Raw genomic sequence first — 21,163 nt, 5'->3', positions numbered from 1 at the left:
TTACCTCCCTCCTGCTTTGTCCACTTTTCTGCGTCGTGCCCTTTACGGAATATTGGGATTAATAGCCCTTGTGCTGCTGCTGGTTATCGCAGTAGTGGTGGTGCTTCAGTTTCCGGCCGGGCAGGATTTTGTGGCCCGGCGCGCCGAAAGCTACCTGCGCAGCAAGCTGGGCACGGAAGTGCGCATTGCCAGGTTCCGAACCGATTTTCGCCACGCCATCAACCTCGACGGTGTGTACCTGGAGGACCAGAAGCGGGATACCCTGCTTTCAGTGGGCCACCTTGGCGTCGACCTCGACATCTGGGCGCTGCTGCACAAGCAGGTGAACGTGTCGAACGTAGAGCTGAACGATGGCCGCGTGCGCCTCACGCGCACCGAGCCCGATTCGGTGAACAACTACGACTTCATCATCAACGCCTTTACCGACCCAACGGCGCCGGTCGATACCACGTCGTCGGGCTTGAAGTACGACATTGGCAAGGCCCGGCTTACCAACATCTACTTCACGCAGCTCGACCAGGTGACGGGTTCCGACATTCGGGCGCGCATCGGCGAGTTCACCGCCAACATGGACGAAGTGGATGTGGATAAGTCCATCTACAAAGTGGATAAGGCGGCCCTGCACCGCTCGGCCATCCGCATCGTGCAAACGAAAACGGCGCCGGAAGTGGAAAACCCCGGGCCTACCCAGCCGCTCACCGTGCAGTTTGGGCTGAACCAGGCCACGCTCGACAGCGTGCATTTTACTTATAAAAACGACCCGGCGGCGCAGTACATCAATACCAACATTGGCCTGGCCGACATTACGGCCAAGGACATTGACCTGCAAAAGCAGCGCGTGAGCCTGGGCAAGCTGACCCTAAAAAACACCACCTTCGCCTACTCCCAAAATGAGCAGGTGCCCGTGGAACAGCGCGTGGTGAACCCCGCCGAAGCCGTGCGCAAACTCGACGAAGCCACCGACAAAGCCAAGGCCGCTACCGGCCAGGCCGCCGCCACGCCGGGCTGGCGGGTGCTGCTCGACCAGTCCGACATCAGCGGACTAGCCGTGAAGTTCGACAACTTTAACCAGCCCAAGCAGAAAACCCGCTTGCCGGCGCTCGACTACAACCACCTCGACTTCAGCAACCTCGTGCTGAATACGCACGATTTGAGCTATTCCGAAAACCGCACCACAGGCAAGGTCGACAACCTGGCTGGGCAGGAAAAGAGCGGTTTTCAGATTGATAAGTGGCGGGCCAACGTGGTGTACGACTCGGTGCAGATTCGCCTCGACAGCCTCGATTTGGTGACGCCGCACACCCGCATCCGGCGCACGTTGGCCATTGGCTACGAGAGCTTGGCCGCGCTGGGCGACGTAAAAAAGCTGCCGAACCTGAAGATTGAGGGCGACTTGCGCGACGTGCGGCTGGGCTTCCGCGACATTCTGTACCTGGCGCCGGATTTGGCCGGCACGCCGCCGTTCAACACCGGCCCCAACCAGTCGGTGCTGCTGAACGGGCAGATTGCGGGCCGCGTGGGCGACTTTTCGGTGCGCAACTTCGAGTTTGTGGGCCTGCGCAACACCGTGCTGAAAGCCCGGCGCGGGCGCATTCAAGGCCTGCCCAACACCGATTCGCGCCTCTACGCCGACCTCGACATTCAGGATTTCCACACCACGCGGGCCGATATTCTGAGTCTGGCGCCCAAGGGCAGCATCCCGAGCAACATCAGCATTCCGCCCACGCTGGCCGTGAGCGGCACCTTCCGGGGCCGGCCCACCACGCTGGCCTTCGATACCAACCTAAAGCTGCGCTCCACTTACGGCGACCTGGCCTTCAGCGGGAAGCTGGGCGCGGCGCAGGCCAATGGGCGGCAGCCGCTGGTGGGCACCTTCGCGGTGGGCGGGTTCGATTTTGGCAAGCTGCTGAAAAACCCGCAGCTGGGCCGCGTCACGGCATCGGGCCGCATCAATGCCACCGGCGACCTCAAAGACCCGGCTTCGCTGGTGGGCCGGGTGCAGGCCAACGTGCAAAGCGCCCGCTACAACAACTACACCTACCACGGCGTGACGGCCACCGTGGACCTCGACCGCAACCGCTACGTCATCAATGCCAGCAGCAAAAACGACCCCAACCTGAACCTGGATTTGCAGGCCGTAGTGAACCTGCGCGACGCCCGCAACCCCACCTACGAGGTGACGAAGCTGAACCTGCGTGGCGCCAACCTCACGGCGCTGGGCTTCTACTCCGGTGGCGACCTGCGGGTGCAGGGCGACCTGGTGGCCAACCTGCGCGGCTCCGATTTGAACTCGCTGAACGGCACCTTCAGCGGCCGGCATGTGGTGATAGTGCGCGACAACCAGCCATTCGCACTCGACTCCTTGAATGGCCGCATCGTGCAGAATGCCAACCGGACGCTGGCCGTCATTACCTCCGACATTGCCAACGTCAACCTCGATGGCAACGTGCACCTGGGCGACATTGCCACCGAATTGCAGCAGCACATCGACCGGTATTTTGACCTGCCCGGCGTGCGCTACGTGCCCAGCACCGCCGACCGGCACTTCACCTATTCGCTGAAGCTGAAAGACCCTAAGCTGGCCACCAAGCTGGTGCCGGGCCTCAAGCAGATTTCGCCCTTCACGCTGGCCGGCGACTACTCGCGGCAGGCGGCCCGCCTTACGGCCAACACCAGCATTCCCGTCATCCGATACCAGAACTACAAGCTCGATTCGTTGCGGTTGAATGTGGATTCTGACGCCAGCAAGCTCGACTACACCCTGCACCTGGCCCAAGCCGCGCAGGATACTACGCTCCGGCTGCGGCGGCCCAGTCTGGTGGGCAACATTGCCAACAACAAGGTGTTTACCCGCGCGGCCATCCTCGGCGATTCAGCCAACCGCGAGCGACTGGCGCTGGCTGGCACCGTGCAGGCCCTGGCCCAGGGCGGTGGCCGCAACAGCAGCGTGGTGTACGAGTTTCAGGCCGCCCCCCAGCAGGTGATTAACTACGAAAACTGGACGGCCGGCGCCAACAACTTCGTGCGCTACTACCCCAGCGGCGAAGTGGTGGCCGATGGCCTGCGCCTGACCAACGGCCGCAGCAGCTTGGCCTTGCAAAGCCAGAACCCGCAGGTGGCGACGTCGCCGTTGGGCGTTACGTTCACCAATTTCGAGCTGGCCGAGCTGGCCAAAATTGTGCAGCAGCAGGACTCGCTGGTGGCCGGCCAGCTGAACGGCACGGCCCGCATCGACAATCTGGGCAAGCCCAACCAGGCTTTTACAGCCAATGCCACAATTAAAAACCTGGTTTTCCAGAAAGCGTCCATCGGTGATATTACCCTCAACGCCACCAACCCCGCGCCCAGCCGCTACGACATTGATGCCCGCCTGACCGGGGGCGCGGCCGGCACGGTGGGCGGCGCCGGCAACGACGTGCAGGTGCGCGGCACCTACCTTGCCAGCAGTGCCACGCCGCTCAACCTGACGGTAGATGCCAACCGACTCAACCTGAAACTGGTGGAGCCTTTTTCGGTTGGGCAGGTGCGCAATACCACGGGCTACGTGCGCGGGCAGCTCACGGTGACGGGCGCACCCAGCGCGCCGGTGGTGCGCGGCACCCTCAACACTTCCGACGATGCCGGCTTCATCGTGCCGCAGCTGGGCTCGCCCTTCCGCCTGCCCAACCAGTCGCTCACGTTCGATGACCGGGGCATTGCCTTCAACAACTTCACGGTGCTGGATTCGGCCTCGAACAAGGCTGTGGTGAATGGCTACCTGCTGACCAAGGACTTCCTTAACTACTCCTTTGACATGCGGGCCACGACCAAGGATTTCCTGGCCGTGCGCAACACCCGCGACAACAACCAGCTGTTCTACGGCCGGCTGGTACTCGACTCGGATACGCGCCTGACCGGGCCGATGACCCTTATTAAGGTTGATACCCGCGTGACGGTGGTACAGGGCTCTAACCTCACGGTGGAGTCGCCCAGTGCCACGCCCACTACGGTGGAACGCGAGGGCATCGTGGAGTTTGTGGACAAAAGCGCCCCGCTCGATACAATGCTTTCCCGCAAGCTTCCGCTCGACACCATGAAGGTGTCCGCTACCGGCTACGACATCACGGCCGTAGTGACCGTGACGAACCGCACGCCGTTCACCATCGTCATCGACCCGGCCAGCGGCGACAACCTGCGCGTACGGGCCGATGGTACGCTCAACACCAACATTGCGCCCGATGGCACCATCACCCTGAGCGGCCGACTGGACGTGGCGCGCGGGCAATACCATTTGTCGCTGTACAGCCTGGCCCAGCGTGATTTCATCATTGCCCGCGGCTCCAGCATTACCTGGGATGGCGACCCGTACAACGCCACGCTTGATATTACGGCCATCTACAAGGTGCAGGCCGCGCCGGCCGAGCTGTTGGCCGGCCAGGGCGAGGACGACCCGACCAGCCAAACGGTTTCGCGCAACCGCCTGCCGTTTAACGTGCTGCTGAAAGCAACCGACCAACTCAGCAAGCCCACCATCGGCTTCGATATTACGCTGCCTGAAGCCCAGCGCGGTGCCCTCAATGGGCAGGTAGAGGCCAAGCTGGCCCAGCTGCGCCAGCCCAACCAGACCTCCGAACTGAGCAAGCAGGTATTCTCCCTGCTGATTCTGGGGCGGTTTGTGGCGCAAAACCCTTTCCAGACCAGCAGCGGCGAGGGCTTGGTGGCCACGCAGCTGCGCGGCAGCGCCAGCGCCGTCCTCACCGACCAGCTCAACAACCTGACCGACAAATACCTCTCCGGCCTAGGCCTCGACCTGGGCGTAACCAACCAAGCCGACTACAGCACCGGCGAGGCCCGCAGCCGCACCGACCTGAACGTGGCCGTGCGCCGCCAGCTGCTCAACAACCGCCTCACCGTGCGCGTGGGCACCGACATCAACCTGAGCGGCAACACCGGCACTCAGGCCACCACCGGCCAGAGCAGCGCCAGCAACCTTGCCGGCGATGTGAGCATCGAATACACCGTGCTGCGCGATGGTCGCCTGCGCCTGCGCGTTTTCCGCCAGAACGGCTACGAGGACATCGACGGTGCCATCATCCGGACGGGCGCGGCCTTGGTGTTCCAGCGCGACTACCGCGACCTGAAGGAGCTGTTTTCGAAGGTGCCCAAAGACATCAAAGCCGAGCGCAAGCAGAACCGCAAGCAGGAAAAAGCCGACAAAAAAGCGGCCAAGGATTCGGTGCAAGCCCAACCCGTGGCTGGCGTTGATACCACGCGCACGACTAAAAAATGAGGAATGAAGAATGAGGAATGAAGAATGAGGAATGAAGAATTATAACAACTTGAAGTACCGTTTAACTAACTCATTCCGTAGCATTGCGCTGCTGGCTGCTTTGCTGCGCGCAAAAGCACGGGTACGGCTTGGCGCGGCCACCTCCTTCTACCGCTCGCTCCGCCCTCAATTCCTCATTCTTCATTTCTCATTCTTCATTCTATTATCGGCTTGCTCGGGGCTGCGCTACATTCCCGAGGGCCAGATGCTATACACCGGCAGCAAGGTCATTATCAAAAGCCCTCAGAAGCTATCCAAAAAGTCGACGCTGCAAACCGAACTGGAATCGGTTATTACGCCCAAGCCCAATTCCTCCTTTTTGGGCTTGCGGCCCAAACTGTATTTCTGGCATCTGGGCGTGGGCAAGAAAAAAGGCTTCGGCAAGTTCCTGGCCGATAAATTCGGGCAAGCGCCGGTGCTGCTGAAAGACGTAAAAATCAGCGCCACGGAGGGACTGATTACCAACCGGCTTTATAACAACGGCTTCTTTCATGGCACGGTGAGCCACGAGGTGAAAACCCAGGCCAAAACGGCCCAGGTAGACTACACGGCCACCACGGGCCAGGCGTACACCATCAAGGAAATCCACTTTCCGGAGAGCGACACGGTGGTAAACGCGGCCGTGCGCGCCACCCAGCCCGGCACGCTGCTGAAAGTGGGCGATGCTTACAACCTGAACACCTTCACCGCCGAGCGGGTCCGCATCGACAACGTGCTGAAAAACGAGGGTTATTTCTACTTCGCGCCCGATTACATTCTGTTTCAGGTGGACAGCACGCTGCATAATCAGGTGAACGTGTACCTGCGCGTGAAGCCCACCGCCCCCGCCAAGGCCACCCGCCCCTATTGGCTCGACCAAATAAAGTTGAATACCAACTACGTGCTGACCGATACCACCACTCGGCAGCCGCTGATGTTCCGAAAATACCAGTACTTTCCCGACGAGAAAGTATTCAAGGCCAGCGCCATCACCCGCGCCACCTTCCTCTACCCCGACAGCCTGTACCGCCGCAAACGGCGCGACCAGACCATCAGCCGCCTGATGAGCCTGAACACGTTCAAATTTGTGGAAATCCGGATGAAGCCCGCCGTTGCCGGCGACTCCGGTGGCCGCGCCCGGCTGGATGCCGACGTGCTGATGACCCAGCTCAAGAAGAAGAGCCTGCGGGCCGACCTGCAGCTGGTGTCGAAAAGCAACGGCTTCACCGGCCCCGGCGTCACGGTGTCGTTTCGCAACCGCTCGGCCCTGCGCGGTGGCGAGCAGCTGCTCATCAACGCCGTGGCCTCGACCGAAACCCAGACGGGCAGTGGCAGCGGGGGCATTGGCCTCACCAGCTACGAGCTGGGGCTGAATGCGCAGCTGCTCATCCCGCGCCTCGTGGTGCCCGATTTGCCGCTGCTTGATGTGCACTTGCCGAACTCCGATTTCCAGCCCCGCACCATCATCGGGGCCGGCTACCGCACGGTGAACCGGGCCGGGTATTTCAACGAGGATTTCTTCAACCTGAACTACGGCTACAGCTTCAAAACCAAGATTACCAACGAGCAGGAAATCCGGCCCATCGACATCACCTATGTGCGCCTGGCCAACACCACGGCGGCCTTCGACACGCTGCTGGCCAAGCGCCGCTTCCTGAAAAGCGCGTTCCAGCAGCAGTTCATCCTGGCCAGCTCCTACCGCTACACCTACAACCAGCAGGTGCTGGAGCAGCGCCGCCAGCAGATTTACTTCAGCGGGCAGGTGGAGGGCAGCGGCAACGTGGCCCAGGGCATTGCCAGCAGCATCGGCCAAGCCAAGGATGCCAACGGCAAGTACACCATTGCCGGCCAGGAATTCAGCCAGTACCTGAAGTTCGATTTTGAGGTGCGCGAGTACTACCGCATCAGCCCCAACCCGACGTCCGGCAACCGCATTGTGGCCCGCTTCCAGGCCGGCATTGGCATGCCCTACGGCAACTCCGACGTGCTGCCCTACCCCAAGCAATACGGCATCGGCGGGCCCAACAGTGTGCGGGCCTTCGCGGCGCGCGGCATCGGCCCCGGCACCTACCACCCCGTCAGCACCGAGCAAAACCTCAACAGCTTCTACGACCAGGTGGGCGACATCCGCCTCGAGGGCAACGTGGAATACCGCCAGGACCTGGTGCCCTACGTGAAAGGCGCCGTGTTCGTAGATGCCGGCAACATCTGGCTGGCCAACAAAGATGAGGCCCGCCCCGGCGGCGAGTTCAACACCAGCACCTTCCTCAGCCAGCTGGCCGTGGGCTATGGCGTGGGCCTGCGCATCGACGTGCAGTTTTTCGTCATCCGCTTCGACTATGCCCTTCCGCTGCAAGCCCCCTACGGCAAGCCCGCCAGCACCACCGGCCGCTTCAACCTGGCCATCGGATATCCATTCTAGGCAATGAATGGTAGGTTGAAGGCCTGAAAAACGGTCATGCAGAGCGCAGCGAAGTATCTCTCCCGCTTTGTTGATTTAGAGCGGTTTCAAGTCAGTGTATGGTCGTTTGAACGGGATAGAGACGCCATATTTTGCGTCTCGTCGTTGAACAGCTCGCGGGAGTAACGTTGCACGATTCCGTTCAACGACGAGACGCAAAATAGTGCGTCTCTACATCCGTACTCCAACCCGAAAACTGCTCTACAGCGGTTTCGGAGTCGGTGTACAGGCGCTGGAAGTAGCGCGAACTTTGTAGTTCGCGTCCTCGCGCCAGTCGCTTCGATAAGACGGCGCGGGGACGCGAACTACACCGTTCGCGCTACGGTACACCGACTCCGAAACTGCTCTAAATCTTTTCTTGTGATTGAAATACTGTTGCACGCGAGATGCTTCGCTGCGCTCTGCATGACGTTTGCCAAGCAGTATTTCACCGAATGATGGGCATGCGCTCAAACGGCCGCTCCCGGTCGAAGAGGTAGCGGTAAGTGGCGTGGGTTTTGATGATTTTGGCGCCGATAGAGCGGATGGTCACCAGCATGCGCGGGTTGAAGTCGCCAATCCAGTTCATTTCCAGGTCGGCATAGCCCGCGTCGATGAAGGCCTGCCGGGCGTATACCAGCATCGCGGCGTCCACGCCTTTGCCCTGGTGCTCGGGCACCACCCCGTAAATGATGCCAAACATTTTTTTGTCGGGCCGCCGCATGAAACGCCATTGGGCTACCACAAAACGTAGCTTACCCCACAGGTTCAGGCGCCGGCCCACGTGCTTGAAAATCTGGTTGAGCTCGGGCAGACTGATGAAAAAAGCCACCGGCTCCTGGCCGTGGTAGGCAAACCACAGCAGGCGCTCGTCCAGCACGGGCTTCATTTCGCGCACAATGCGGCGGGCCTGGTCCAGCGTCATGTGCTTCACGCCTGAATGCCGGGCCCAGGCCAGGTTATACACGTGGTGGAAATCTTGGGCCAGCCGCTCGGGGTTTTGCTTGCGGGCATGCTCGAAACGGTACGCCCCGGCGTGCTCTTCGGCCCGCTTGGCGAAGCTGGGGTGCAGTGGCGCCTCGGTGGTGCGGTAGCAAGTGTACTGCTTGAAATAGAGCTGAAAGCCGTAGGTTTCGAACAGCTGCCGGTAGTACGGTGGGTGCCAGAACATGCCGTAGTTCGGCTCCAGGTCATAGCCATCGATGAGCAGGCCCCAGAACCGGTCCCGCTCGCCGAAGTTGATGGGGCCGTCCATGGCCTGCATGCCGCGCGCCAGCAGCCACTTGCGCCCGGCGTCGAACAGCTCATTGGCCGCCGCCTGGTCGTCGATGCACTCAAAGAAGCCCAGGCCGCCGGTGGGCAGGTCGGCGTTCTGCACGTCCACGGCGTCGCGGTTCAGAAACGCCGCTACCCGCCCCACCACCTCGCCCGTACCGGCATCGGTCAGCACCCAGCGAATGGCTTCGCCGTTGGTGAATTTTGGGTTTTTGACCGGGTCAAAGACGACTTCTACCTCGTTTTCCAGCGGCCCAATGTAGTGAGGCACATCCTTGTGTAGGCGGGCAGGTAATTCAATAAATTGTCGCGCCAGGCGGGCATTGGTCACTTCAAGCAGCAGCATAAGGTAGTTGTATAATTGCTCGTTGTTCGTTGTCTGTTGTTAATTTCAGTCGAGGGGTTTACGTTGAAGCGAACAACCGACCTCGAACAACTGACAACTAAAAAGCAGGACAACCTGAACGCAAAGAAACGTCCCGCCGCCTACTCAGCGCCGCCGCAGCACCGTCAGAATAGTTGCCCCGCCCACCCGAATGGTGTGCACCGGCTGCCCCATGCTGGCGGGGTACGGCCCCGGATGCCAGCGGTGAATGCTCAGGAAATAGCCGCCCACAGCCGAATCGGGCGACACCACCCGCAGGCGGGCGCGGGCGGCCGGAGGCAGCATCTTGGCGTTGATTTGCAAGGTGAGTTCGGTGCGGGCGTCCATGCTCACCGGCACCTGCGGGCGCGCATCGTGGGCCAGCACCCACTCTAGGCCCTGCTTTATGGAGAGCCCCCACCAGTCGCGCTCAAAATTCTGCTCAATGGCCCGGCCGGGCAGAAAACTGAAGTACACGTATTGGAACGGATGCTCGGCCACCATGCGCCAGCCGACTTGCGCCGTACCCAGCGCCAAAGCTGCCAGCACGGCCCCGAGGGCCACCCGCCGCGCTCGGTCGGTTGGCGCTCCGTCGAGCCTTGTTTGCCAAGCTCGCCACAGCCACTGCAAGCCCTGCACGGCAATGAGCAAAAAAGCCGGATAGATGAAGTAGAGGTGCCGCCAGCCGTCGTACAGCACCGAATGCAGCACCATCACGGCCAGCAGCGGACCGAAGAACCAGGCCAGTAGCAGCAAGTCGTATCGAGCGCTTGCGCGCCGCAGCCACTGCGCCGGCCCCGCCTGCCACACCGCCCCGCTCATGCCCACCAGCCCCACCCCAAACAGGGCCACGTACGGCCACGGCGTGGTAATGAGCAGCCACACCGGCGCGTAGTGCCACGGCAATTCCCGAATCGACACGAACTGTCCCAGGTAAAACACGTCAATTTTCAATCGCCCAAAGTGGCTGAAACTGCGCAGCGCAGCCACAAAATTGCCCACCGGATGCTCCCACAGGTAGGGCCAGCCCAGCACCACCAGTACCGCTGCTGCCGGCAGGTACAGGGCCAGCGCGCCCGCCAGCGGCCGGCGCTCCTTCGGCCGGTACGCCATTTCCAACGCCGCAAACCCCAATGTGAGCGGCAACAGCACTACCCCCATGCTGCGCACGTCGAGCGCGGCGGCCGTGGCCGCGGCGTGCAGCAAGGCCCGCCCCCCCGTGGGCTGCCGCAACAGCCAGAGCAGCGTGAGCACGGCCAGCGTGAACAAACTCAGAAAAACCAGGTCCTTGGCATTGTAAAACGCCTCGCCAAACAGGCGCGGCGACAGCACCAGCAGGCCGGCCCCCAGCAAGCCCCAGCGCCAGCTACCCAGCCGCTCGCGGCCCAGCCGGTACACGCCCCACGCCCCGGCCACAAACAGCAGGAACACCGCCAAGTGCCGTCGGTAAGCCCATTCGGCGGGGTCAGGGCCGGGCCACAAGGCTTCCAGCACCACCAGCGGCAGCATAAAGAGGGCACCGTGGTCGGCATCGGCGTGCGAGCGGATGTCCGGAATATCGGCCAAGCGCGGCTGCCGGGCCGCCAGCTCAGGTGCCACCCGCAACGCTACATACTTGGCACTTACAAAGGCGCTGAGTCGGTCGGCGGGTTCGTCCCAGCTCATGCCGTAGTCTCGGTGCAGGGCAATGCCCAGCAGCACCAGAGCCCCAAAAAACAGGCGCACCACCCAGCGGCGTGCCCGAAAGAATGTATAGAAAAAGGCCAAAAGGTGCGGCAGTGGAGTTGGTGCCAGCCACTGCTCCACAAAGATGCTAGCTGGCCAGCCTACGCAGCCCCCCTGCCTAAGCCTGCTGGTTGAAGCCGGACGAGCTGCTCTGGCTTGGGGCTTGCCGCATGTTCTGACGGTTTACGGCCCGCTCGCCTGCTACGCGTTGCTCAACGGCAGGATGATACAAAGCGGCGACGGGCTGCCGTCGGCGTTGCTCGCGGTTGGTCTGGAACTCTCCCAGCACAAAACAAAACGGACATTGCTCCCGGTCTTCGCCCATACCCTCAATTCTGGCTTCGGGCGCTATCTGCTGAGCAATGCGGCACAGCGGGTGAGTGTGATAAATAGTTGACCCTTTAGCATCGGGATGACTGGAGTAAAACGGCCTTGTATTCATCATAGCATTCCATTGGTTTACATAAATGTAATTAAAAAAAGTATCATTTATACTAAGCGGCCAATTTATTATTTTTCAAATTTTAATTATTATAAATACATCAACTTAACAATCAATTATTAGCAAAAACAGATAGAATTTTTTACATATAATTTATTGCTCCTTTTTACTTCGGTCCGTTCACTTGGTGGCTAACCGGCTAGCGCGTACTACACGACTCGCAGAACTGTCCAGAGAGAAACACACGACACGGCCAGCCACAGCAACGCCCCCAGCAGATACGGCCGCGCCCCCACCGCCTTTACGACCGCCATCGACAACCCCGCGCCAATGAAAAAGAGCGTGACCGTGAGGCCCGTTTTGGCCAAGCCCACCAGCGCCGGCCCCAGTGGCCGGGCCGCCGGCACGTAGGTGTTAACCAGCATAGCCAGCACAAAGCCGAGGATGAAGTAAGGCAGCTGCACTTTCACGCCTTTCTGCTTGAATGCGAGCGCCGTACCTAAGGCCACCGGAATAATCCAGAGGGCGCGGGCCAGCTTCACCGTGGTGGCTACCTGCAGGGCCTCGTCGCCGTAAGCGGCGGCAGCGCCCACCACCGACGAAGTGTCGTGAATGGCAATGGCGCACCACAGGCCAAACTGGTGCTGCGTCAGGGCCAGCGCGTGGCCAATGGGCGGGAAGGCAAACAGCGCCAGCGCATTGAGCACGAACACCGTGCCCAGCGCTACCGACATTTCTTCGTCCTGGGCCCGCAGCACCGGCCCCACGGCGGCAATGGCGCTGCCCCCGCAAATGGCGGTGCCGCAGGAAATGAGGTGTACCACACGGCGCCCCAGCCCCAGCCAGCGCCCTACCACGTAGCCCAGCACCAGCGTGCCGCCAATGGACGCCACCGTGAACAGAATGCCCTCGCGCCCGGCCTGCACTGCCGCGTGGGCATTCATTCCAAAGCCCAGCCCTACCACCGAGTACTGGAGCAGCCTGGTGGTGAACCACTTGGTGTGGCGGCTAAAGGGGTTGCCCACCGTTTGGGCCAGTAGCAGTCCGAGGGCCAGCGCCACGGGCGGCGACGCCCACGGCGTGAGGCAAAACAGCAGCAATGTGCCAAATACCAGCTGGCTTCCCGTTACGGCATGCCCCAGCACCAGATGCGGCGTATGGCAACGGCCAAAGAAACCAGTAGGCGGCGTAGAAACGGGCGCGGTGGCCAAACGCTTGGCTGCGGGCGGCAACAGGGTGGGACGAGGCATAGCGAGGATGGTAATGAGCATTCGAATTTACGGCGCCACCCTGCTACATGGTTATCTTAAAATGTTATATGAAATAACTTAAAGTTATAGCATGACTTTGACATGCTGCTGCACGAAGACCAGAAACCGCTGCGCCGGACGGGTCAGGGGCTGGCCCTGCACCCACACGGCGTCAAACTGACGGGGGAGGTGAAGGCTAGTCACGGGCACTATTTCGAGGTGGCCGGTGGCCAGCTCGCGGCTCAGCGCCCTGCGCGACACAAACCCCAACGCCTCCGGCGCCGCTTCGAGGTAGCTTTTAATGGCTTCGGTGTTGTCGAAATAAAAAGCCACCGACAGGCTGGCAAGCTTGATTTTCCGTTCCCGCAGGGCAAATTCCAGCACCTCCAGCGTGCCCGAGCCGCGCTCGCGCAGCACCAGTGGGCAGGCCAGCGCCTCGGCCAGCGCTAGCGGCGCGGGGCCGGCCGGGGTAGCAGCGCGCACGGCCACCAGCTCATCGGGCAGCAGGAGTTCGTGGTGCAAGTCGCGGGAGCGGGAGCGGCCTTCCACAAAACCGAGGTCGAGGTTGCCGTGCAGCAGGGCTTCGGCAATGTGCTCCGAATTGGCGTTGAGCAGCGTCAGCTCTACTTTGGGGTAGCGCCGCTGAAAGGCTGGCAACAGGCTAGGCAGCACGTATTGGCTGAGCGTGGTGCTGGCGCCCAGGCGCAGGCGGCCGGCCGCTTCGTCGGGGTCGCGCAGGGCATGGAGCCGCTCTTCCAGCTGCTGTTGCGCGCCCATGACGGCATCGGCGTGCGCCAGCAGCAGCCGGCCCGCTTCGGTGAGGGCCACCCGGTTGCCCCGGCGTTCCAGCAGCCGCTGTCCGTACTGCCGCTCCAGCTCGCGAATGTGCTTGGTGACGGCGGGCTGGGTGATAAACAAGCCCTGCGCCGCCTTGGTAAAACTTAGGTGCTGGGCCACGGCCTGAAACACCCGCAAACGAAAATCGGACATATTTTTTTTCGTGGTCAGTAGTCAGTAATACCAGAACGTCATGCAGAGCGCAGCGAAGCATCTCGCATGTGAGAGTAACCCAATCGTAGAATTAGAGCCGTTTCGCAGTCAGTATACGTGCGGTCAGTAGCGCGACCTGTGTCGTTCGCGTCTCCGCGCCGCTAGCTCGTTCTGGCACGCGAACGACACAGTTCGCGCTACGGTACACCAGCCCCGAAACCGCTCTAGTGATGGCGCGAGATTCTTCGCTGCGCTCTGCATGACGAGCCTTCAGGCACCAAGCGCCTTAAGGCAATGCATCCTGATACGCCTCAATGGCAAACGCCAGGTACACCAGCGGCGCGCTCCAATTGATGGCCACCTCATTGGAAGCATAGGAGCAGACGAGGTCGGTGTACGACTTTTCGGGGCGGGCGGAAGGGTATTTGCAGCCGTCCTGCTGGCCGGGATTGGGGCCGCCTACCAGGAAACTGGGCACCGGCTCCGCAATGCCGTCGGCTTCGGAAGGGCGGTGGTGCGGGTGCCGGGGCGACTTGGTGCCGTAGCCCGTCACGAAACAATAGCCCGTGGCATTGCGGCCCAGCAGGTAATCCAGGTTGGTGAGGGCGCTGCGCAGGTAGGCTTTTTTGCCACTGAGCCGGTAGGCCTGGAGCAGGGCCACGCCCTGGTTGGCCGCCAAACCGTTGCTGCCCCACTGAAAATCGGTGCTGCGGCCCATTGCCGTTTGGTAAGGGCGTTGCGCGGCACCAGCAATCAGGGTATCGGCCAGCGTAAGCAGGCGCAGACGGATGAGGTCGGCATCGGGCCGTGCCACGGCGGGCAGTTGGGCGCGGAAGCGGGCCAGCGAATAAAACGCCAGCGCCTGCACCTGCGCCCAGGAGGCCAGCGGCAGCGCGCGGTCCAGGGCGGGCCGGAAGGCTTTGTAGTACTCCGCATCGCGCGTGGTGATGAACAGCTCGGCGGCGGCCCAGGCCCGCTCGTCGCGCAGCTCGTCGTCGCTATACTCGCCGGTTTGGATGTCCGGGTCGGTCTGCGTGTTGATTTCGTTTTGCCGGTAGTAGTCCTGCGGATGCATCTGGGCCCACTGCCAGGCTTGCGTAGCAGCGCGGAGGCACGAATCGGCCAGGCCCGGCAACTGGCGCGGAAAGCCCCCGGCAATGCGGCTGGCCTGGGCCATCACGGCGGCAAAGTCGAGGGTGGCGGCCGTACTTTTTTGCACCACGTAGCGGGGGGCCTGGGCCGCGGCGGGCATTACAAAGGCATCGAAGGCGGGGTTGGTGAGCTTGTGGTACACGCCGCCATCGAGCGGGTCCTGCATGGCCAGCAGCCAGCGCAGGTTCCAAAGGGCTTCGTCCAGCAGGTCGGGCAGGTCGTTGGCGCTTTCCGGAATGTTGGTGCGGCGGGCGGCGCAGTACGCGGGGAATTCTTCGTACAACGACAGCAGCGTGCCGAGCGTGACGCCGGAATTGACGACGTATTTGTTGTAGTCGCCGGCATCGTACCAGCCACGGGGAGCGGCCAGCACGGTTTGGGCCGGGCGCTCGGTGGTGGCGGCCGATGGATGCACCAGCACCCGTGTGTCGGGGTGGCCGGCGGCACGGCTCCAGCGGCCGGCGTAGCGCGCCGGTAGCTCTGTGGAGGCTCGTTGGTAATAGTAGCTTTTCAGGGCGGCGCTGGCCACGGCCTCGTGCACACGGGCCCGAATCTGGAACGGGTAGGAAAATCCCGTCCCCGGCACGCTGAGCACGTAAGTGCCGGGCGTCTGGAAGGCCGAAAAGTCGGCGGTGCGCAGCTGCTTGCCCAGTTGCAGCGTGCCGGTAAAAACGGGGGTGCGGTGGTCGGGCGTGGTGACGAAGAATTTGCCCGGCTTCTTTGCCCCGGTTATCACCGCCAGCTTGGGGCCCCGCGGGTAAAACCCTATCTGGTTCAGCCGGATGCTGTCGGTGGCGGCCTGGGCTTGTAGTGGCGTGGCGCGGCTGCTCAGCAGCACAAAAAGCAGCAAGGGCACACGGTAGAAAAGGGACGCGACTAACGAGCGTCGAAGCAAATTATGGGCAGCATTCACAGCGGCAAGTTAAAGCGGTTTCAGGGTCGGTGGGGGCCGTAGCGCGAACTTTGTAGTTCGCGTCGCCACGCCGCTAAAGCTGTTCGGGTATCGTTCAGGTGCGCGAACTACAAAGTTTGCGCTACGGTCCACCGCCTGTTCACGAGCCAGAAAACCACCATGGGCTCACCGTGGAATACCTGTCCCCTTCACCCTTGCGGCCGGCCTGCTCGCAGCTCACGGACAAGCAGCCGAATGGCCGCTACGTGGGCCAGCAGCACCAGCGGCACCACGCAGCTCGGCAGCCACACAAACGGGAAATGCAGAATGGCCACATTGGGCTGCTCAAACGCAAACTGCTGCAAGGGCGAAGGCACCGAGAGCACCGCATTGGTCACGATATTGAGCAGCAGGCCCAGACAAACCACATTCCACGCCAGCAGAAACCGGGGCCCCAATTGCTTGCGCCGGAAAACCAGCAGGTACACCAGCGGGGCGCTCAGACCCGAGAGAATGTCCCAGTTGCGGCCTTCAAACGTCATGAGCTGCGGCACGGCCTGGTGCAGGAACAGGCCCAATAGCACCAGCTCCACAGGCACCCGCACGAGGTGCAGCAGTGTGAGCCGGTCTGGCCGCAGGCCATCGAGGTAGGCCCGGCCGGGCCGGGTAAGCACCAGGCCCATTATCAGTAGTAGAGGCGGCACCAGCGCCAGCAGCAACCGGGGCGGCAGTGTGGTAGGCGAGGCCGCATAAAAACCACTCAGCCCCAGGCCGGCCTGGAAAAGCAGCCACACCAGCAGCACATACAAGGTGCGCCGCGACTGCCGGGTAGCACGATAAAAAAGTACCACCGCAAGGGCATTAGCGAGGCCAAATGCGAGGCCGAGGGCAGCGGGTACGTGTTCCATAAATCAGGAAATCAGGGCTTTGAGTGCCCTACAAAGGAACCGGGGTCCTCCCCCACTGGCCCTTGCCAAATGGCAAGAAATTACGTCCCGCCCGCCTCTTTCGCGCCGGCCCGAATGCGACTCAGCGACGAGTCGGTGACGCCCAGGTAGCTGGCCACATGCTTGAGCGGAGCGTGCAGCAGGATTTCGGGATTGGTTTTGAGCAGGCTTTCGTAACGGGCCGTGGCCGTTTCGGTTATCTGGTTCAGCATGCGGCTTTTGAGCGTGATGAGGCCGCGCACCAGCACGGAGCGGCCAAACTCCCGGAACTCCGGCCGCGCATGAAACAGGGCATTGAGCTGGGCGTAGGTGATGAACCAGCCGGCGCAGTCGGTGAGGGCCTGCAGGTGTTCCTGCGAAGGCGTGCGGTTGAAAAACGACGCGAATTCCAGGGCCACGTGGCCGCCGGAAAAGAAGCCGGTCGTCACGTCGTTGCCGTCGGCATCGTGCACGAAGGCGCGCAGCAGGCCGCGGTCCAGAAACAGGTACTCGTCGCTCACCCGGCCGGCTTGGAGCAAAAATGCATTCCTTTCCAGCGTACGGGGCTGGAACTGCCCGGCAATTTCTTCGGCCTGGGGCCGGCTCATCAGGCCGGAGCTGAGCAGAAAACGAATCAGTTTTTCCCGTTCCATTTTTTATCGCGGCCGCTCAACGCCGGCCAATCAGGCATTTTTCCCGTCGGGAAAGCTACACCGTTTTTGGCCAAGTACTGCCAAAGCCGCTGTCGCTCGGCTCACTGCTCGCCGCGGCAGAAGGTGCGGAAAGACTGCGCAATCGATAGCGAATGCCCGCGCCCCGTGAATACCTTTGCTAGTAATTGCAGGCAGGGTTTTGCAGCAGGCCCACCCGCTGCTGCCGACGCCCGGACTGCCGTTTTTTAGCCGGGTGGCCGCGGCCGCTCATTACACATCCAACCCCCAAGCCCGTAGTGGACATGACCAAAATCAAAGTAGCAAACCCCGTAGTGGAGCTCGATGGCGACGAAATGACGCGCATCATCTGGAAATTTATCAAGGACAAACTCATCCTGCCCTACCTCGACCTCGACATCAAGTACTACGACCTCGGCATTGAGTACCGCGACGAGACGAATGACCAGGTGACCATCGACTCGGCCAACGCCATCAAGCAGTACGGGGTGGGCATTAAGTGCGCCACCATCACGCCCGACGAGGAGCGGGTAGCAGAGTTTGGTCTGAAGCAAATGTGGAAGTCGCCGAACGGCACCATCCGCAACATCCTGGATGGCACCGTATTCCGCGAGCCCATTGTGATGAGCAACGTGCCCCGCCTGGTACCGAACTGGACGGCCCCGATTTGCATCGGCCGCCACGCCTTCGGCGACCAGTACCGCGCCACCGATTTCGTGACCAAGGGCAAGGGCAAGCTCACCATCACCTTCACGCCCGAAGACGGCGGCGCCGAGCAGTCGTTTGAAGTATACAACTTCAAGAGCGATGGCGTGGCCCTGGCCATGTACAACACCGACGAAAGCATCCGCGGCTTCGCCCACGCCTGCTTCAACCAGGCCCTGATGAAAGGCTGGCCGCTGTACCTGAGCACCAAAAACACCATCCTGAAGAAGTACGACGGCCGCTTCAAGGACATCTTCCAGGAGATTTACGAGCAGGACTATTTGGCCAAGTTCAAGGAGGCCGGCATCACCTACGAGCACCGCCTGATTGACGACATGGTGGCCTCGGCCCTGAAATGGAACGGCAACTTCGTGTGGGCCTGCAAAAACTACGACGGCGACGTGCAGAGCGACACCGTGGCCCAGGGCTTCGGCTCGCTCGGCCTGATGACCAGCACGCTGGTAACGCCCGATGGCACCGTGATGGAGGCCGAAGCCGCCCACGGCACCGTGACGCGCCACTACCGCGACCACCAGAAAGGCAAGCCGACCTCGACCAACCCGATTGCCAGCATCTTCGCCTGGACGCGCGGCCTGGAGTTCCGCGGCAAGCTCGACGGCAACCAGGAGCTCATCGATTTCTGCCACGCGCTGGAGCAGGTGTGCATCGAAACCGTAGAAAGCGGCAAAATGACCAAGGACCTCGCCGTCTGCATCCACGGCAATAAGGTGGAGCACGGCCGCGACTACCTCTACACCGAGGAATTCCTGGAAGCGCTGGACGAGAACCTGAAAGCCAAGCTGGGCAAGTAACAGACTCAACCGGGCAATAAAGAACGGTCATGCTGAGCACAGCCGAAGCATCTCTACCGCAATAGCAAATGAATTACTTGTGCAGTAGAGATGCTTTGGCTGCGCTCAGCATGACCGTGCGGTTACTAAGCAAAAAGCCCCTTCCGGCATTCGGAAGGGGCTTTTTGCTTATTGGTCTTTCGAAGACTAGCGGCCGTGGTAGTCGCGGCGGTCATCGTGCCGGTCGTTGCGGTGCTGGGCTTCATAGCGGGCGCGCTCGGCGGCTTGCTGCTGCTCGGCGCGGCGCTGGGCTTCGAGGCGGGCGCGCTGCTCCTGGGCTTGGCGGCGCTGCTGCTCCTCTTGGATGCGGCGCTGCGCGGCTTCGTTGCGGGCCCGTTCCAGGGCGAGGCGGCGCTCGTTTTCGCGCTGGCTGCGCAGGGCGGCTTCGTAACGAGCCCGTTCGGGAGGCGACATGCGGCGGGGGTCGTTGTGATCGAAAGGGCTGGCGGCCGAAGCAGCGGTAGAAGCAAATAAGATGGCGGCGGTTGCGAGCGAAAGCAGGGAGGTTTTCATGACAAAAGAATGGGGGAAGAAGTGATGAGATGAAGCCGGGAAGCACAATGCGTAAGCGGCGGTAAAGGGAGGTTGTTGGTAGGCGCGTCTGCCAACTCCAAATGCAAGGCCTGTGCCAGGGTGAAGAGCGGGCATTTAGCCCATTGCGGCCAACTCGCTGTATTACAACCAGTAGCCACTACACCCCACGGCTACTTCATCGGCAGAACCGGCCAGAATATCGATAAAGCTCCTTTGTGGGCACTTGGGCCGGCCCGGCAAATGCGCTTACCTTAGCCCACCAACAGAGTCTGAACCACAGCCGGCCGCTTTTGACGCTGTTATTCCGTCGATGTTCCTTTTTGCAAGCAGCGCTGTTTATAAAATCGAGAAAGCCTGCTGCTTCCCACCATGTCGGAATGCTGCAGTGCTGGTCGCCAAGGGACTGGCCGGTTGGTACGTGTTCTACTGCCCCACCTTTGGCCGGGAAGTAAGGCTTTCGAGCTATTTTTGAGACAAGCACATGGCCAAAGGCAAAAAACGTATCTCCATCCACGACTTAGCTGCGGAGCTGGGTTTCTCGGTTTCCACCATTTCGCGGGCACTGAACAATGCCATTGACGTGAGTGATGCGACCAAGGCACAGGTGTGGGCGCTGGCCGAAAAACTCAATTACCAGCCTAATAACCTGGCGGCGTCCTTGCGAAGCGGGCGCAGCAACATGCTGGGCGTGATTGTGCCGCATATCAACGGAGCGTTTTTTCCGGCGGTGGTGCACGGCATCGAAAAGCTGGCCAGCAAAGCGGGCTTCAACGTGATGATATGCCAGTCGAGCGAAGAGGTGGACCGGGAAAAAAAGCACATCAACGCCTTGCTGAAAGCCCAGGTCGACGGCGTGCTGGTGTCGATGTCGAACACGACGCTGGACTTTGCGCATTTCGAGCAGGTGCGGCGCAAGGGCATTCCGCTGGTGTTTTTTGACCGCATGCCCGAACTGCCGAACGTGTGCGGCGTGGTGCTGGACGACTACCTCGGGGCGTACCAGGTCACGAAGCACCTCATTGAGCAGGGCTGCCGGCGCATTGCCCACCTCGCGGGCCCGCAGCACCTCAACATCACCTTCAACCGGCACCAGGGCTACCACGATGCCCTGCTGGCCCACGGCCTGCCCTACGATGCAGCGCTGGTGGTGCCGCTGGCCAACTCCCGGGAAAATGGCGGCGTGGCCGCCATGCGGCACCTGCTGGAAAGCAACATCCAACTCGATGCGGTATTCTCCGCCTACGATTTTGCCGCGGCCGGCGCCTTGCAAGTGATGATGGAAAGCGGCATTCAGGTGCCGAAAACCATGGCACTGGCCGGCTTCAGCAACGAGCCCTTCACCACCATGGTGCGGCCGCGGCTCACATCGGTAGACCAGCGCGGCGAGCTAATGGGCGAAGCGGCGGTGCAGCTATTTCTGCAGCTGCTCAAGCGCACGGATACCTTCACCGGGCAGCGCATTGTGCTCAAACCCATGCTCATGGTGCGGGATTCGTCGTTGCACGGGCAGCTGGCCCAAACTGCTAAAAACCAGCAATAGCGGCAAAGTTTTGCTAGGGGCGTTGCGGACCACCGACGGCACTTATACTCGTCGCGAAGTGGTTTGCGAAAAAGGAAGTAGGGTGCGGGGCCTGCCCCCGCCCGTCGTTGAACGACTTG

General features: G+C 61.5%; 12 protein-coding genes. 4 read left to right on the top strand and 8 right to left on the bottom strand.

Annotated features, from left to right (window positions below; all coding sequences use genetic code 11):
* Positions 1-70: 70 nt before the first annotated feature.
* Together JKL48_RS19970 and tamL are read left to right on the top strand one after the other, a co-directional pair.
* On the top strand, positions 71-5,269 hold the full coding sequence (locus tag JKL48_RS19970) for a translocation/assembly module TamB domain-containing protein (protein WP_201986645.1): 5,199 nt from the start codon (positions 71-73) through the stop codon (positions 5,267-5,269).
* Positions 5,270-5,318: 49 nt separating this feature from the next.
* Entirely contained in the window at positions 5,319-7,709 is a 2,391-nt protein-coding gene (tamL, locus tag JKL48_RS19965) for a translocation and assembly module lipoprotein TamL (RefSeq protein WP_201986642.1), read from the top strand.
* A gap of 466 nt (positions 7,710-8,175) precedes the next feature.
* Here the strand turns inward: tamL and JKL48_RS19960 are convergent, their stop codons facing one another.
* From JKL48_RS19960 to JKL48_RS19930, 7 genes are all read right to left on the bottom strand, one after another.
* Positions 8,176-9,348: a hypothetical protein gene (locus JKL48_RS19960; protein ID WP_201986640.1), complete on the bottom strand. Its 1,173-nt coding sequence runs from the start codon at positions 9,346-9,348 to the stop codon at positions 8,176-8,178.
* A 144-nt stretch (positions 9,349-9,492) separates the two neighbouring features.
* Positions 9,493-11,133, bottom strand: coding sequence for a glycosyltransferase family 39 protein (locus JKL48_RS19955; RefSeq protein WP_201986638.1), 1,641 nt, complete (start codon positions 11,131-11,133; stop codon positions 9,493-9,495).
* 609 nt (positions 11,134-11,742) lie between these two features.
* Positions 11,743-12,783, bottom strand: a complete 1,041-nt coding sequence (locus JKL48_RS19950) for a YeiH family protein (protein ID WP_201986636.1) — start codon at positions 12,781-12,783, stop codon at positions 11,743-11,745.
* Positions 12,784-12,867: 84 nt separating this feature from the next.
* Positions 12,868-13,773, bottom strand: coding sequence for a LysR substrate-binding domain-containing protein (locus tag JKL48_RS19945; protein WP_201986634.1), 906 nt, complete (start codon positions 13,771-13,773; stop codon positions 12,868-12,870).
* Positions 13,774-14,059: 286 nt separating this feature from the next.
* Positions 14,060-15,781, bottom strand: a complete 1,722-nt coding sequence (locus JKL48_RS19940; RefSeq protein WP_317191975.1) for a glycoside hydrolase family 9 protein — start codon at positions 15,779-15,781, stop codon at positions 14,060-14,062.
* A 245-nt stretch (positions 15,782-16,026) separates the two neighbouring features.
* Entirely contained in the window at positions 16,027-16,725 is a 699-nt protein-coding gene (locus JKL48_RS19935) for a hypothetical protein (protein ID WP_201986632.1), read from the bottom strand.
* Positions 16,726-16,805: 80 nt separating this feature from the next.
* Entirely contained in the window at positions 16,806-17,396 is a 591-nt protein-coding gene (locus tag JKL48_RS19930) for a Crp/Fnr family transcriptional regulator (RefSeq protein ID WP_201986630.1), read from the bottom strand.
* Between the two features lie 302 nt (positions 17,397-17,698).
* On the opposite strand from JKL48_RS19930, the gene JKL48_RS19925 reads away from it, so the two are divergent.
* Entirely contained in the window at positions 17,699-18,931 is a 1,233-nt protein-coding gene (locus tag JKL48_RS19925; RefSeq protein WP_201986628.1) for an NADP-dependent isocitrate dehydrogenase, read from the top strand.
* A gap of 186 nt (positions 18,932-19,117) precedes the next feature.
* Here the strand turns inward: JKL48_RS19925 and JKL48_RS19920 are convergent, their stop codons facing one another.
* Positions 19,118-19,483 (bottom strand): hypothetical protein, encoded by a 366-nt coding sequence (locus JKL48_RS19920; protein WP_201986626.1) that lies wholly within the window; start codon positions 19,481-19,483, stop codon positions 19,118-19,120.
* Between the two features lie 502 nt (positions 19,484-19,985).
* On the opposite strand from JKL48_RS19920, the gene JKL48_RS19915 reads away from it, so the two are divergent.
* On the top strand, positions 19,986-21,044 hold the full coding sequence (locus JKL48_RS19915; RefSeq protein ID WP_201986624.1) for a LacI family DNA-binding transcriptional regulator: 1,059 nt from the start codon (positions 19,986-19,988) through the stop codon (positions 21,042-21,044).
* Positions 21,045-21,163: the final 119 nt, after the last annotated feature.

This window comes from Hymenobacter rubidus, assembly GCF_016734815.1.
Taxonomy (GTDB): Bacteria; Bacteroidota; Bacteroidia; order Cytophagales; family Hymenobacteraceae; genus Hymenobacter; species Hymenobacter rubidus.
This window is presented reverse-complemented; position numbering and strand designations above follow the sequence as displayed.